The sequence below is a fragment of the Flavobacterium sp. genome (assembly GCF_027483985.1).
Classification (GTDB): Bacteria; Bacteroidota; Bacteroidia; order Flavobacteriales; family Flavobacteriaceae; genus Flavobacterium.
In genome coordinates this window covers 93,437-106,675 of sequence record NZ_JAIXTJ010000034.1, presented here as the reverse complement: position 1 = coordinate 106,675, position 13,239 = coordinate 93,437, and the positions used below count along the sequence as shown (strand labels likewise).

The window sequence follows — 13,239 nt, the reverse complement described above, 5'->3', positions numbered from 1 at the left end:
TAACGATTTTTGATTGCAGAGCTTTATGAAACTTCAAAAATCAAAAATCTATATTCTTCAATCGTTAATCTTATTCTTCCCAATCTTTTTGTGTGCGATAAACTACGCCTTTGAAAAGTGCTACCAATTCGTTGCCTCGTTTTACTTCTATAATATTGAATGCCAGTTTGTTATTTACTTTTTCTATTACTGATTCGGCGGTTAAATAATCTCCTTCGTTTACGGCTTCGATGTGATTTATTGAGGTTTCGATGGAAACGGAAAATTTACCGTGCGTGTTGGCGGCGAATCCAAAAGCGGTGTCGGCCAACGAATAGGTGATTCCGCCGTGGGCTTTGAACATACTGTTGAGCATTTCTTTGCGAACCGTCATAGCTACTTTGCAACGACCAATTTCGCATTCGAGAATTTCGATGCCGAGCCATTGGCTGTAGGCGTCTTGACTTAACATTTTGTATGGTATTTTTGTTCCTTCCATTTTTTAAACCATTAAGGTATTAAGATTCATTAAGTTTTCTCTCGCAAAGATGCAGAGTCGCAAAGTTTTTGGTTAATAAAAATTTTTATTTTCTTTAGCCATCCTTCTTAATATTGGACTGCAACGGTATCTATCTTCGTGGTATTCGTTGTAGAGTTCGTCTAGTTTTTCTACACACCAATTGATTCCTAGTTCGTCTGCCCAAGCTAGTAATCCTTTTGGGTAATTTACTCCTTTGGTCATGGCGTTGTCGATGTCTTTGGCTGATGCTATGTTTAAAAAGAATGTGTCAGCAGCTTCGTTGATTAGCATTACTACTACTCTTTCGAAAATTGCTTTTGCTAAAGTCAAATCCTCAGTTGGTTTTGGTAATTCTTGATAGTAATTGTAAAATCCGCGACCTGATTTTCTTCCTAAAAACCCTGCTTCCAACAATCTTTTTTGTGTGAATGATGGTTTGAATTTTGGATCGAAATAGAAGGCTGTGAATACGGTTTCAGTAACTATATAATTTACATCGTGACCTATCATATCCATTAATTCGAATGGTCCCATTCTGAATCCGCCGATGGTTTTTAAAGCCCAATCTAATGTTGCAAAATCAGCAACTCCTTCATCATAAATTCGTAAACTTTCGCTGTAAAAAGGTCTTGCTACACGGTTTACTATAAATCCTGGTGTGTCTTTAGCAACGGCTACTACTTTTTTCCAATCGGAGATAATTTGCACTGATTTTTGAAGTACTTCTTCGCTGGTTTGAACCGCTGGAATTACCTCAACCAATTGCATTAATGGCGCTGGATTAAAAAAGTGAATTCCAATGACGCGTTCTGGTTTTTGACAAGAAGCAGCAATGGAAGCTATTGATAAGGAAGATGTATTGGATGCTAAAATGGTTTCGGGCGAGACGTAATTTTCTAATTCAGAAAATAATTTTCGCTTGATTTCCATATTTTCAATTATGGCCTCGATCACTAAATCGGAATGCGATAATTCTCCTAATGTGTGTGCGTAGGAAATATTGTTTTCGATTCGGGATTTTTCGTGCTCGTCTATTTTTGCTTTTTCGACTAATTTAGATAGCGTATTTTCGATATTGGATTTGCTTTTGGCAAGCGCCTCGAGATTGGTGTCGTAAATTTTTACTTCACAACCTGCTGTTGCGGCTACCTGTGCGATGCCACTTCCCATTGTTCCCGAACCTATTATTGCAATATTAATTAACGATTGTTGATTAACGATTGTTGATTTTTGATTTTTTTCGTCCATTTTAAAATACACATCTATTTTTTTGAAGAAGCCGTTTTTACACTTGCAACAAAAATTGAAATTAGCTCATCATTTTCTTTTAACAATTTATTTAATGAATCAATATCGGTGACTAATTCAGCTCCTTTTTGGATTTTCATATTGATAAAACTTTCTCTCAATTCTTTTAAACAAATTTTCATTTTGTTAAGAAAATCATTTGTTGATTCTCCACTTCTAGCCTCTCCATAATTTAAAGCAGAAGAAGTTGCAGAACGAATTAATTGTTTTGCTAAATGTTCAGAAGCAAAAGATTTATCAATTTTCTTACACATTATAATCACATCAACTGCAAACTGAATTAATCTATCTTCAATTTATTTGTTTCATAATGATTTATTTGATTGTTTTTGATTAACGATTGCTGATTTTTGAACTTTATTATCTTTAAAATCAAAAATCGTTACTTAATGTTTATAGTTAAATATTTTCTATTTTTTTTATTGTTCTTTTCTAAAATCAACAATCAAAATTCGTTAATCGTTAATCAATTCCCTTTGAATTCGGGTTTTCTTTTTTCTACGAAAGCGGTTACTCCTTCTTTGTAATCGTTGGATGAACTTGCTTCGATTTGTAAATCTGATTCTAAAGCTAGTTGTTGTTCTAGATTATTTGTCATTGATTGATTTAATAATCTTTTGGTTAAACCGATTGCTTTTGTTGGCATTTGAGCTAAAGTTGTTGCTAAAGTCATTACTTCTTCTTCAAATAATCCGGTAGGGAAAATTTTGTAAATCATTCCCATATTTAAGGCTTCTACTGCAGAAACCTTATCGCCTAACATCATTAATGCTGATGCTTTTTGGAAACCAATTAAACGAGGTAAAAAGAATGTTCCTGCGCTGTCTGGAATTAATCCAATTTTGCTGAAGGCTTGAATGAACGCTGCGCTTTCGGAAGCTACAACTATATCACAAGCTAAAGCGATGTTTGCTCCTGCTCCAGCAGCAACACCATTTACAGCTCCAATAATTGGTTTTTCTATGTTTCTGATTTTTTGGATAATTGGATTATAGTGTTCTTCCAATATTTTTCTGAAACCTGGATTTAATTCAGGATCGGTTACTTCTTTTAGGTCTTGTCCGGCGCAAAATGCTTTTCCGTTTCCTGTGATTACTATTGCTCGTATATTTGTATCGTTCTCACAATTATCTAGAGTTTCTTGTAACAGAAACGCCATTTCACGATTGAAACTATTGAAAACTTCGGGTCTGTTGAGTGAAATCCACGCGATATTGTTTTCAATTTTTAGTTCTATTGAATTATTGCTCATACCTTATTTATTGAAGATTGAAGAATAACGATTTTTGATTTTAGAACTTTTAAACTTCATAAATCAAAAATCAACATTCAGCAATCGTTAATCTTATTATTTTAAACATTTAAAGTAGTCGAATGGTTCTAAACAATCTTCACATTGGAAAAATGCTTTGCACGCTGTGGAACCAAATTGACTTACTAATTTTGTGTTGAATGAACCGCATTGCGGACATTTTACAACTTTTTTATTTCCAAGAAGTGCTTCTTTATCAGCTGATTCTGATAATGGTGAAGCAATTCCGTATTTTTCTAATGCTAATCGGCCTTTTGGAGTAATCCAATCGGTTGTCCACGCTGGCGAAAGAATTAGCTCTATTTTGGCTTCGTAGCCTTTTTGTTTGAATGCTGCTTTTATATCATCTCCAATTACATCCATTGCTGGGCAACCGCTGTAGGTTGGAGTGATTTGAACTTCAACAATTCCGTTTATTATTTTGGCAGAACGCACTACTCCCATTTCCATTATTGATAATACTGGAATTTCTGGATCGGATACTGTTTCTAGTATTTCGAAGAGATTTTGGTCGATATTTGTAAATTGTTCTGTCATATAGATTTATTTGATTGAAGATTAACGATTTTTGATTTTTGAAGTGAAAAAATTCAGAAATCAAAATTCAGAAATCGACAATCGTTAATCATTTACCAATTCATATTTGGATAAGCTAATTGCATGTATTGCATTTGTGCTAAAAGATATCCCATATGTTCGCTGTGAATTCCTTGTTTTCCTCCTTTTTGGAAGTATTCTATTGTTGGAATTTGCAATGTTGCTTCTTCTAAAACTTCATTTACTTTTTTAAAATAATTTGCTTTTAAAAGTGTTACGTCTACTCCAATTCCTTCAATTACCATTGCTTTATCTGCATCGGTTTGGTGGAAAAGTTCGTCTGTGAAAATCCATAAATCGTTGATTGCTGTTTGGATTCTGTTATGGCTTTCTTCGGTTCCGTCGCCTAATCTTCTAATCCAATCGGAAGAAAATCTTGTGTGATAAGAAACTTCTTTGATGCTTTTTTTGGCTATAGCTGATAAGGTTTCGTCTTTACTATTTTGCAATTCTTCTAATACTAATAAATGATAGACATCGAATAGAAATTGTCTTGCTATTGAATTGGCAAAATCTTGATTGGGTTGTTCAACCAACAAAACGTTTTTATAATCTCTTTCTTTTCTCAAGAAAGCGATTGTATCTTCTGTGGCATCGCCTCCGATTAATTTGGCTGCATATTGAAAGTAACTACGCACTTGACCGAATAAATCTAGAGAAATATTGGTCATAGCAATATCGGTTTCTAGACTTGGTCCATGACCGCATAGTTCACCGAGACGTTGTCCTAGAATTAGAGAATTATCTGCAATTCCGTATATGTATTGAATTAAATTGTTGTTCATTTTGAAAAGGTTGTAGGTTGATAGGTTGTAGGTTGTAGGTTGTAGGAAATTCATTTTTTCCTAATACCAAAAACCAAATACCTATCACCTAATTACATATGTTTTAACTCGTCAGGCAATTCATAGAATGTTGGATGACGGTAGGCTTTGTCCTTTGCAGGATCGAAAAGTTCGGCGCTGTCGTCCGGATTTGAGGCTGTGATTTGTGCTGATGGAACTACCCAAATACTTACACCTTCCATTCGTCTTGTGTAAACATCGCGTGCATTTTCTAATGCCATTGTTGCATCGCTTGCGTGTAAACTTCCGCAATGGCGGTGTTCTAATCCGTTTTTACTTCTTATAAATACTTCCCAAAGTGGCCAGTTTTTCATAGTTTTAAGGTTGTAGGTTGTAGGTTGTAGGTTGTAGGAAACTTCTAAGACCTACCACCCAATACCTAACACCTAATTTATATTGCTTGTTTTACTTCTTTGTTTGCTTGTTTTTCGGCGTAAGCCATTGCAGCGTCACGAACCCATTTTCCTTTTTCCCAAGCGTTTACTCTTGCTGAGATTCGTTGTTTGTTACACGGTCCGTGGCCTTTTACAACTTGCCAAAATTCGTCCCAATTCATTTCGCCAAAATCATAAGATTGCTTTTCTTCGTTCCATTTTAAATCTGGATCTGGAATGGTTAAGCCAATCATTTTTGCTTGAGGAACGGTTTGGTCTACAAATTGTTGACGCAAATCGTCGTTACTTTTACGCTTTAGTTTCCATTTCATTGATTGCTCGGTGTGAACTGATTCGGCATCTAATGGTCCGAGCATCATTAATGCTGGCCACCACCAACGGTTTAATGCATCTTGTGCCATTTCTTTTTGCTCTGGAGTTCCTTCTGCTAAGGTCATCATAATTTGAAAACCTTGTCTTTGATGAAAACTTTCTTCTTTGCAAACACGAACCATTGCTCTCGCGTATGGTCCGAAAGATGTTGAACATAAAGGCACTTGATTGATAATAGCAGCGCCATCAACTAGCCAGCCAATTGCGCCCATATCAGCCCAAGTTAATGTTGGATAATTGAAAATACTGGAATATTTTGCTTTTCCTGAATGTAATTGTTCGTATAATTCTTCGCGTGATACGCCTAAAGTTTCACAAGCAGAATATAGGTATAATCCGTGTCCGGCTTCGTCTTGGATTTTAGCCAAAAGCGCTACTTTACGTTTTAACGACGGTGCACGTGTTATCCAATTTCCTTCGGGTAGCATTCCTACGATTTCGGAATGTGCGTGTTGGGAAATTTGACGAATGTGTGTTTGACGGTATTTTTCTGGCATCCAATCTTTGGGCTCGATTTTTTCGTCTCTTGCAATTCGTGCATCGAAGATTTCTTCTAAATTTTTTACTTCTTTTTCTGACATACTTTTTTGAATTAGTGTTCAGTGTTCAGTCGCCGTAATATTCTACTTTGCAGTAACTTTGAACGATTATTATTTTTTTTCTTTTGAACCATTAAGTTATTAAGGTTCATTAAGATTTTGTTGTTTTATATTTCTAAATTTTATTCAACTCGTTTGCTTTCTAGCCCTGATTGGAGCAAGTATCCTTTTTTGCAAAAAAAGATACTGCGGAAAGCAGGAAAATGGATTGCAAAAATGCCCAAACCATTCGCTCCTGACTTCGACAAGCTCAGCCTGACATTACACGCCAAAATCGACTACTACTTTGTCGGTTGTTGGAACGGCTTGACAGCTTAAAACCAATCCTTTGGCGACTTCGTGTGCGTCGAGTGCGTAATTGACTTTCATTTCGACTTCGCCTTCTAAAACTTTGCATTTGCACGTGCTGCATACACCGCCTTTGCAGGCAAATGGTAAATCGGCTCCGGCTGCTAATGCGCCATCTAGAATGTTGTCGTAGGCTTCGTCCATCACGAAATGGAATTCTTTTCCGCCGTCGATGATGGTGATGTCGGTTCCGTTTACTTTATTTTCAACTATTCTTTGAATTCGTTTTTTGTCTTCTTCGGAAATTCCGGAGGTGAACAACTCGTAATGTATTTTATCGCTATCTAATCCGGCAGCTGTTAATTCGTCGCGTAATAGGAAAATCATATCTTCTGGTCCGCAGATGAAACAATCGTCGGTTGCTGGAATGTCGATTATTTTTTCGGTCAACACCTGAATTTTTTCTTGGGTAAATCTTCCATTAAACAATTCGGATGCTCGATGTTCTTTGGTTAGGAAATGAAAAATTTCTAAACGATTGAAGTACAAGTTTTTAAGCTGTTCAATTTCTTCCTTAAAGATAATGGATTTTACGGAACGATTTAAATAAAATAATTTAAATGTGCTGTTTGGCTCTGATTTTAAATGTGTTTTTATGATAGACAGAATTGGCGTAATTCCGCTTCCTGCTGCGAATGCTATGTAATTTTTGGCTTTTTGGGTATCGATTTCTACGTTGAACTTTCCGCTTGGTGGCATTATTTCTAAGACATCACCTCTTTTTAGCGTTTCGTTTACATAGGTTGAAAACAATCCGCCATTGATTTTTTTAACGGCTACTTTCCATTTGTCTTCGATTGGAGACGAACATAATGAATAAGAACGACGGACATCTTCACCATCAATCATCGCTTTTAGCGTGAGATGTTGTCCTGGTTTGTATTGAAATTCTTGCTTTAATTCTTGTGGGATTTCAAAAGAAAGTACGGAACAATCTTTGGTTTCCTTGTAAATATCGGCAATTTTTATGCTGTGAAATTTTGACATAACCACTGAATAATTTTTAACTAACACTTGTTAGTTTGTTATGCAAATTTAGTGAAAATTTTGATATGTTACGAAAACGTTATATTTTTTTTGTTCTAAACCATTAAGGCATTAAGGTTCATTAAGTTTTAGGTTTGGAACACAAATTTGAGAAATCTAAGAAATTATACAATTCCATTGAGTAAAACTTGAATCATAGTTGCTTTTAGTACTTCGGGTTTGATTGTTTTTTTCTTTCCGTACCAAAGGTAAAGCGTTCTTAATGTTGAAAGAGTTGAGAAAATTATTACTTCGATGTTTAGGTTTTTTATTTCGCCGTTGGCTATTCCAGTTTTGATTATTTGTCGGAAACTTTCTTCGTAGTCGTTTCGCATTTTGATGAAATATATTAAATCATCGTCGGTTAAGTGCATCCAATCGTTGTTTAGACAAGCTAATGCATCGGAATTTCTTAATGTGATATCGATGTGAAGTTGGATAACTCGTTCGATTTTTTGGATAGTTGTGACATTCGAAGCAAGGATTTCATCGATTACAGAAGTAAATTCTTCGGCAATTTCGATGATGATTAAAACTAAAATTTCTTGTTTGGACTTGATGTGATTGTACAAACTTGCGGCTTTGATATCCATAGCCTGAGCGATGTCACGCATTGTCACAGCGCTATATCCTTTTTCTTTGAAAAGTTGTGCTGCTACGTTTATAATTTCGGTTTTTCTATCGGTAATCTTCATTGGTGTCAAATATATAGAATATTTTTAGTTGGGTAACTTTTGTTACAAATTTGTGTTTGAGATTAGATTAGTTTTGTGGTGTTCTTTGTTTTTGGGAACACAGATATAAGCCCTTCGACTAAGCTCAGGGTAAAAAATTTAAAAAATACAATTATGGGATTATTAAGTATGTTGGTTTTTGGTGGGAAATCGGAAAATATTAAAAATTTCGTTGAAAAAGGAGCCGTTATTATTGACGTTAGAACTCCTGGCGAATTTCAAGGCGGTCATATTAAAGGTTCTAAAAATATTCCGTTGAATACTATTGGAAATCAAATTGAAAGCATTAAAAAATTGAATAAACCTGTGATCGCTTGTTGTGCAAGTGGAATGCGAAGTGCGCAAGCGACATCAATTTTGAAAAGCAATGGAATTGATGCAATGAATGGTGGCGGTTGGAGTAGCTTGGAAAATAAATTGTAGTTTTTGGATTTTGGAAAATAAAAAAACCATCTCGAATTAACGAGATGGTTTCAAAAAACTAAACTATAAAAACTACTTACTACTTTTTAATTACTTTAAAGATTTTAACCTTATCATCAACTAAAACTCTAACAATATAAGAACCCGAAGAATATCTTGACATTTCTATTGTTGTTTCATTTTCGTTTACCGATTTTGAAAAGACAATTTGACCAAGTATATTCACAACTTCTAAATTCGTCATCATTTCTGTTGAGGAAATAGTCACAATATCAACTACTGGATTTGGGTATAATTTGATAACATTTGTTATAAATTCCTCAGTTCCTAAACATCCACCTAATGTCATTGTAACTGCCAATCTTGTTGGACTTTCACATCCTGTAACTGTTTGCGAAGCATAATAAGTTGTTCCCGAAACTAAAGCTGTTCCTGGTGGAATTACATTTCCGCTTGACGGTGCATCATACCAAATTATGTTTGAACCTGTGACAGATATTAATCCGACAGTTTCGCCTGCGCAAAACGTTTGATTTGCAAATCCGGTTGGTGCAGCTGTTGGACTTATTGAAGCCGTAACAGCAACTCTCGATGTTGTACAATCACCATTTGTTGCTTCAACATAATACGTTGTAGAAACCGAAATACTTGGCGTTGTAAAACTTGAACCTGTTGCTAATAGTGTTCCGCCAGAAGCATTTGCATACCAATTTAATGTTCCGAAACCTTGTGTTGTTGCACTTAAAGTTAGCGTTCCTGCATCGCATCTACTTGCTGGAGTTGTTGAAAGAACTGTTACTGCTGTAAAAATAGTTGCAGTAATTGGAGTTCTTGCCGAAGTACACGTTCCGTTTGTCACCTCAACATAATACGTTGTTGAAGTTGCTAAACTTGGTGTGTTGAATATTCCACCAGTAGTTAATGCTGTTCCTCCACTTGCATTAGCAAACCAACTTATAGTTCCCACATTTGATGTTGCTTGTAATTGAACACTTCCAGTTCCGCATCTACTTGCTGGAGTTGTTGATGTTATTGTTGGAATATCAAAAACAGTAGCCGTAATTGCAGTTCTGATTGAAGAAATACATCCGTTGTTTACTGCTTCAACATAATAAGTTGTAGTTGTTGCAATACTTGGAGTTGTAAAACTTGAACCTGTTGCAATTGCAGTTCCACCACTTGGAACACTATACCAATTGATTGTTCCAATAGTATAAGTCGCGCCTAATGTTACTGTTCCTGTTCCGCAACGACTTGCAGGAGTTAGCGTCGTATTGAATGGTCTATCATTAACAGTCACAACAACAGGAATTCTTGCTGATTGACAACTTCCATCAGTTGCTTGAACATAAAACGTTGTTGTAGCTGCCCAATTACTTAACGAAAAGCTGTTTCCTGTTCCTTGAACAATTCCTCCTGTTGGAACATTGTACCAAGCTAAAGTTCCTGCACTTGCAGTTGCCGATATTGTAAATGTATCGCCACCACAAATGGTTGTTGGAGTTGTTGAAGTTATAGTTGGACTAGGATTAATTGTTGCAATAACTGCCGTTCTTGTTCCAGTTGCACAACTTCCGTTTACTGCTTCTACATAATAAGTTGTAGTTGTTGAAATACTTGGTGTTGTAAAACTATTGGTCGTTGCCAAAGCTGTTCCACCAGATGCATTTGCATACCAAACTACATTTCCTGCACTTGAAGCAGCTGATAAAGTTACCGATCCAGCATCGCATCTACTACTTGGTGTAGTTGAAGTTATTGTTGGAGTAACATTTATAGTTGCAGTAACAGCAGTTCTTGAAGAAGTACAACTTCCGTTAGAAGCTTCAACATAATAGGTTGTAGAAACTGAAATACTTGGAGTTGTAAAACTTGTTCCAGTTGCTAAACTTGTTCCGCCAGTTGGCGTTGCAAACCAATTAATAGTTCCAGAATTGGCTGTTGCAGCTAATATTACTGTTCCAGCATCACAACGACTGTTTGGTGTAGTTGCTGTAATAATTGGTGTTGTATTTACAGTTGCAATTACCGCTGTTCTTGGCGACGTACAACTTCCTGTCGACGCTTCTACATAGTAAGTTGTTGTTGCACTTATACTTGGAGTTACAAAACTATTTGTTGTTGCCAAAGGAGTTCCACCTGTTGGATTTGCATACCATATTGTATTTCCTGCACTTGATGTAGCATTTAATGTTACACTTCCTGCATCACAACGACTTGCTGGTGTTGTTGATGTTATTGTTGGTGTAGTATTTACTGTAGCAATTACTGGAACTCTTGTAGAAGTACAAACTCCGTTAATAGATTCAACATAATACGTTGTATTTGTTGAAATACTTGGCGTTGTAAAACTCACTCCAGTTGCAATAGCAGTTCCACCAGTTGGATTAGCATACCAATTTAATGTTCCAACATTAGTTGTAGCTTGTAAAGTTACTGTTCCTGCATCACATCTACTTGCAGGCGTTGTGCTTGTAACAGATGGATTTGCATAAACGGTTATGTAAGAATTTAAAGTTACTGTACCAGTTCCGTTGTAGTTTGCAGCTACTAATGTCACTGCGTAACTTCCGGCTGTATTATATGTTATTACAGGATTTTGAACCGTTGAACTGTTTGGAGTTCCACCAGTAAATGTCCACGTCCAAGCCGATGGAATATTGGTTGATGTATCTGTAAATGTTACTGATTGACCAATACAAATTTCGGTAGCCGAAGCTGTAAAACTTGCAACTGGTGGTGCTGTTGGACAAATTTGAGGCGTTGCATCAACAACTGCACCATCATTATCTCCACCAAAATAAGCATAAAATGATGGAGGAAAAGGACATACTCCTACAATCGTTTCATCTGTTGCTGCTCCGTCGTTATCGCCACCCATATAGGCAAAGAACGAAGGAGGAATTCCGCAAGTTGTAGCCGACAATTCATCGACTGCTGTACCATCATTGTCGCCACCTAAGTAGGCAAAATACGATGGTGGAATTCCACACGCTGTATTACTTAATTCATCTACTGTTGCTCCGTCATTATTTCCTCCAAAATATGCGTTAAAATGCGCAGGTATTCCGCAGGATGTTAAACTCAATTCTTCCGAAAAAGATCCAGAGGAACTTCCTCCATTGTATTGAGCAAACGATGACAAATGAGACAAAAAGATTATTAAGAATACAACTATATAATTTTTAGTTGTTTTCATCTAATTTGATTTTAAAATTGTTAAATAATTTTGATTTAGAAACGAACTTTTTTGATTTCATTTCTTTCAAATTAGATTATTATCTCACGCCACGACCACCAAAAGTGTAATTTCTTGTAGTGTTAACTGTTGTGATATTTGCTCTATCAGATACTTTTACTCTATCTACAACATTTACATAATCACCACCTCTAAAACCTACGCCAACTGCTGTTGTTGGATCTGGCCAAGTTGCTTGATTTGCAAGACCATTTGCCGCAATTGTTCCGTCACCTAAAGTTCCATTGAATGCTGTTCCTGTAGCATTTGAAGTTGTAATACAACGTTCTGATACATTTCCACCAAGTTCCATTGCACCATAATAAGAAGCTCCAGCAGAAGCTCTTCCAGAAGTACCTGTTGCAAAAGCACCAACTTTAACCGGACCATAAATTCCAGATGCAGATCCAATTCCGGCAGCACAAGTTCCGTTAGTTGCTGGTGTCCAAGTTTCATTTGCTAAATAATCATTTATTAATCCCGGTAATTGCGTGTAAATTGCGTTCATTTCGGTTGTTCCCCAAGGATATTCATTTGCAACACGATTTACAGGTCCGCGACATACTTTTTCAAATTCCATTTCGGTCATTGGACGTAAAGCTGCCCAATCTAAATAAGCCGAAACATCGCTCCAGCTAAGATTATTCATTGCCGTTCCTTGTCCATCATCACTATTATTTTCTACACCTGCCGTTGCATCACAAACATAAACTGCTGGAATTGCACCGTTATTTCCTGGAGTTGAAATTCTGATTCCGTTTCTATAGATGAAACCGGTAAACATTGCATAAGTTCCTATAGCGCTGATTGGATCATTAGCAACGTGTGCCGCTTGTTGATCGTAAGTTAAAGAATTCAAATATTCTACATATTGTAATTGAGAAATTTCATATTTCATACAATAAAAAGCGTTGTATCCCATTGGGAAAGTTGCAGGAACATTCGTTGCTGCACCACCTAATGTAGCAGAAGTTAGCCCAGAAGATTGCGTTGCTGCTGTAATATTAATGCTGTTAAAAGTTGAAACGCTATTTCCATCTCCTATTTGAAAATTGCTTTGAGGCACATTAACCATTTCGATTCCAAAAACTTTATAATTGAAAGTTCCAGCTGGAATAGTCATTTTTAAGGTTACTGATGTTGGTGCTACTGTTCCTCCACCAACTGCGCTTCTGCGAATAAAAACGCCACGTCCGTCAGCAACTGGATCTACTTGCAAAGGTGATGCTGTTGAATGATCAGTTGCTAGTGTACTCAAACCTGCGTGTGCCCAAAGTCTTGTATTACAATCTTGATATTTGATAAAAACCCAAACGGCATCCCAATTGTTTGGAGCGACTGACGCATTCCAACTGTTGTCCCAAGAAATATTAAAAGTAATATTAGAACCCGAAACTGATGTTCCTGTAATTTGTACATTATTTGCAGAAGCATTAATTGCAAATAATAAAAATAATGCCGAAGCAATTTTAGTAAAATAATTTTTTGATTTCATCGTATTGATTGTTAAAGTTATAAGGCAAACTTAGTTCACAACAAAACA

The 13,239-nt window shown here is 36.2% G+C and carries 13 protein-coding genes; 1 reads left to right on the top strand and 12 read right to left on the bottom strand.

The genetic code is table 11. The annotated features are described in order from the left end of the window. Positions 1 to 70: 70 nt before the first annotated feature. From Q0050_RS09205 to Q0050_RS09160, 10 genes are all read right to left on the bottom strand, one after another. Positions 71 to 478: a PaaI family thioesterase gene (locus tag Q0050_RS09205; RefSeq protein ID WP_298394572.1), complete on the bottom strand. Its 408-nt coding sequence runs from the start codon at positions 476 to 478 to the stop codon at positions 71 to 73. Between the two features lie 72 nt (positions 479 to 550). Then, positions 551 to 1,747, bottom strand: a complete 1,197-nt coding sequence (locus Q0050_RS09200; protein ID WP_298394569.1) for a 3-hydroxyacyl-CoA dehydrogenase NAD-binding domain-containing protein — start codon at positions 1,745 to 1,747, stop codon at positions 551 to 553. A gap of 14 nt (positions 1,748 to 1,761) precedes the next feature. Then, entirely contained in the window at positions 1,762 to 2,088 is a 327-nt protein-coding gene (locus tag Q0050_RS09195) for a four helix bundle protein (protein ID WP_298394655.1), read from the bottom strand. A 185-nt stretch (positions 2,089 to 2,273) separates the two neighbouring features. Then, on the bottom strand, positions 2,274 to 3,059 hold the full coding sequence (locus Q0050_RS09190; RefSeq protein ID WP_298394566.1) for an enoyl-CoA hydratase-related protein: 786 nt from the start codon (positions 3,057 to 3,059) through the stop codon (positions 2,274 to 2,276). Positions 3,060 to 3,155: 96 nt separating this feature from the next. Further along, complete coding sequence (gene paaD / locus Q0050_RS09185; RefSeq protein ID WP_298394563.1) at positions 3,156 to 3,656, bottom strand: 1,2-phenylacetyl-CoA epoxidase subunit PaaD; 501 nt, start codon at positions 3,654 to 3,656, stop codon at positions 3,156 to 3,158. 92 nt (positions 3,657 to 3,748) lie between these two features. Then, complete coding sequence (paaC, locus tag Q0050_RS09180) at positions 3,749 to 4,501, bottom strand: 1,2-phenylacetyl-CoA epoxidase subunit PaaC (RefSeq protein WP_298394652.1); 753 nt, start codon at positions 4,499 to 4,501, stop codon at positions 3,749 to 3,751. Positions 4,502 to 4,593: 92 nt separating this feature from the next. After that, positions 4,594 to 4,875, bottom strand: coding sequence for a 1,2-phenylacetyl-CoA epoxidase subunit PaaB (gene paaB, locus Q0050_RS09175; RefSeq protein WP_298177646.1), 282 nt, complete (start codon positions 4,873 to 4,875; stop codon positions 4,594 to 4,596). A gap of 77 nt (positions 4,876 to 4,952) precedes the next feature. Continuing rightward, positions 4,953 to 5,909, bottom strand: a complete 957-nt coding sequence (gene paaA / locus Q0050_RS09170; RefSeq protein ID WP_298394561.1) for a 1,2-phenylacetyl-CoA epoxidase subunit PaaA — start codon at positions 5,907 to 5,909, stop codon at positions 4,953 to 4,955. Between the two features lie 279 nt (positions 5,910 to 6,188). Then, a complete protein-coding gene (paaE, locus tag Q0050_RS09165; protein WP_298394559.1) occupies positions 6,189 to 7,262 on the bottom strand; it encodes a 1,2-phenylacetyl-CoA epoxidase subunit PaaE in 1,074 nt (357 codons plus the stop codon). Positions 7,263 to 7,426: 164 nt separating this feature from the next. Further along, complete coding sequence (locus tag Q0050_RS09160; protein ID WP_298394556.1) at positions 7,427 to 7,996, bottom strand: TetR/AcrR family transcriptional regulator; 570 nt, start codon at positions 7,994 to 7,996, stop codon at positions 7,427 to 7,429. Between the two features lie 153 nt (positions 7,997 to 8,149). Here Q0050_RS09160 and Q0050_RS09155 point away from each other — a divergent pair, with 153 nt between their 5' ends. Then, the gene (locus tag Q0050_RS09155) at positions 8,150 to 8,458 is read left to right on the top strand and encodes a rhodanese-like domain-containing protein (protein WP_298394554.1); all 309 of its coding nucleotides are present in this window, start codon (positions 8,150 to 8,152) and stop codon (positions 8,456 to 8,458) included. Positions 8,459 to 8,537: 79 nt separating this feature from the next. Here the strand turns inward: Q0050_RS09155 and Q0050_RS09150 are convergent, their stop codons facing one another. Beyond that, positions 8,538 to 11,657, bottom strand: coding sequence for a T9SS type A sorting domain-containing protein (locus Q0050_RS09150; RefSeq protein WP_298394551.1), 3,120 nt, complete (start codon positions 11,655 to 11,657; stop codon positions 8,538 to 8,540). 79 nt (positions 11,658 to 11,736) lie between these two features. Beyond that, complete coding sequence (locus Q0050_RS09145) at positions 11,737 to 13,191, bottom strand: SUMF1/EgtB/PvdO family nonheme iron enzyme (RefSeq protein WP_298394548.1); 1,455 nt, start codon at positions 13,189 to 13,191, stop codon at positions 11,737 to 11,739. Positions 13,192 to 13,239: the final 48 nt, after the last annotated feature.

Coding starts and splice junctions, on each gene's coding strand:
- Q0050_RS09155 (WP_298394554.1), top strand. CDS start 8,150: ATGGGATTATTAAGTATGTTGGTTTTTGGTGGGAAATCGGAAAATATT.
- Q0050_RS09145 (WP_298394548.1), bottom strand. CDS start 13,191: ATGAAATCAAAAAATTATTTTACTAAAATTGCTTCGGCATTATTTTTA.
- paaB (WP_298177646.1), bottom strand. CDS start 4,875: ATGAAAAACTGGCCACTTTGGGAAGTATTTATAAGAAGTAAAAACGGA.
- Q0050_RS09190 (WP_298394566.1), bottom strand. CDS start 3,059: ATGAGCAATAATTCAATAGAACTAAAAATTGAAAACAATATCGCGTGG.
- Q0050_RS09205 (WP_298394572.1), bottom strand. CDS start 478: ATGGAAGGAACAAAAATACCATACAAAATGTTAAGTCAAGACGCCTAC.
- paaE (WP_298394559.1), bottom strand. CDS start 7,262: ATGTCAAAATTTCACAGCATAAAAATTGCCGATATTTACAAGGAAACC.
- paaD (WP_298394563.1), bottom strand. CDS start 3,656: ATGACAGAACAATTTACAAATATCGACCAAAATCTCTTCGAAATACTA.
- paaC (WP_298394652.1), bottom strand. CDS start 4,501: ATGAACAACAATTTAATTCAATACATATACGGAATTGCAGATAATTCT.
- Q0050_RS09160 (WP_298394556.1), bottom strand. CDS start 7,996: ATGAAGATTACCGATAGAAAAACCGAAATTATAAACGTAGCAGCACAA.
- Q0050_RS09150 (WP_298394551.1), bottom strand. CDS start 11,657: ATGAAAACAACTAAAAATTATATAGTTGTATTCTTAATAATCTTTTTG.
- paaA (WP_298394561.1), bottom strand. CDS start 5,909: ATGTCAGAAAAAGAAGTAAAAAATTTAGAAGAAATCTTCGATGCACGA.
- Q0050_RS09200 (WP_298394569.1), bottom strand. CDS start 1,747: ATGGACGAAAAAAATCAAAAATCAACAATCGTTAATCAACAATCGTTA.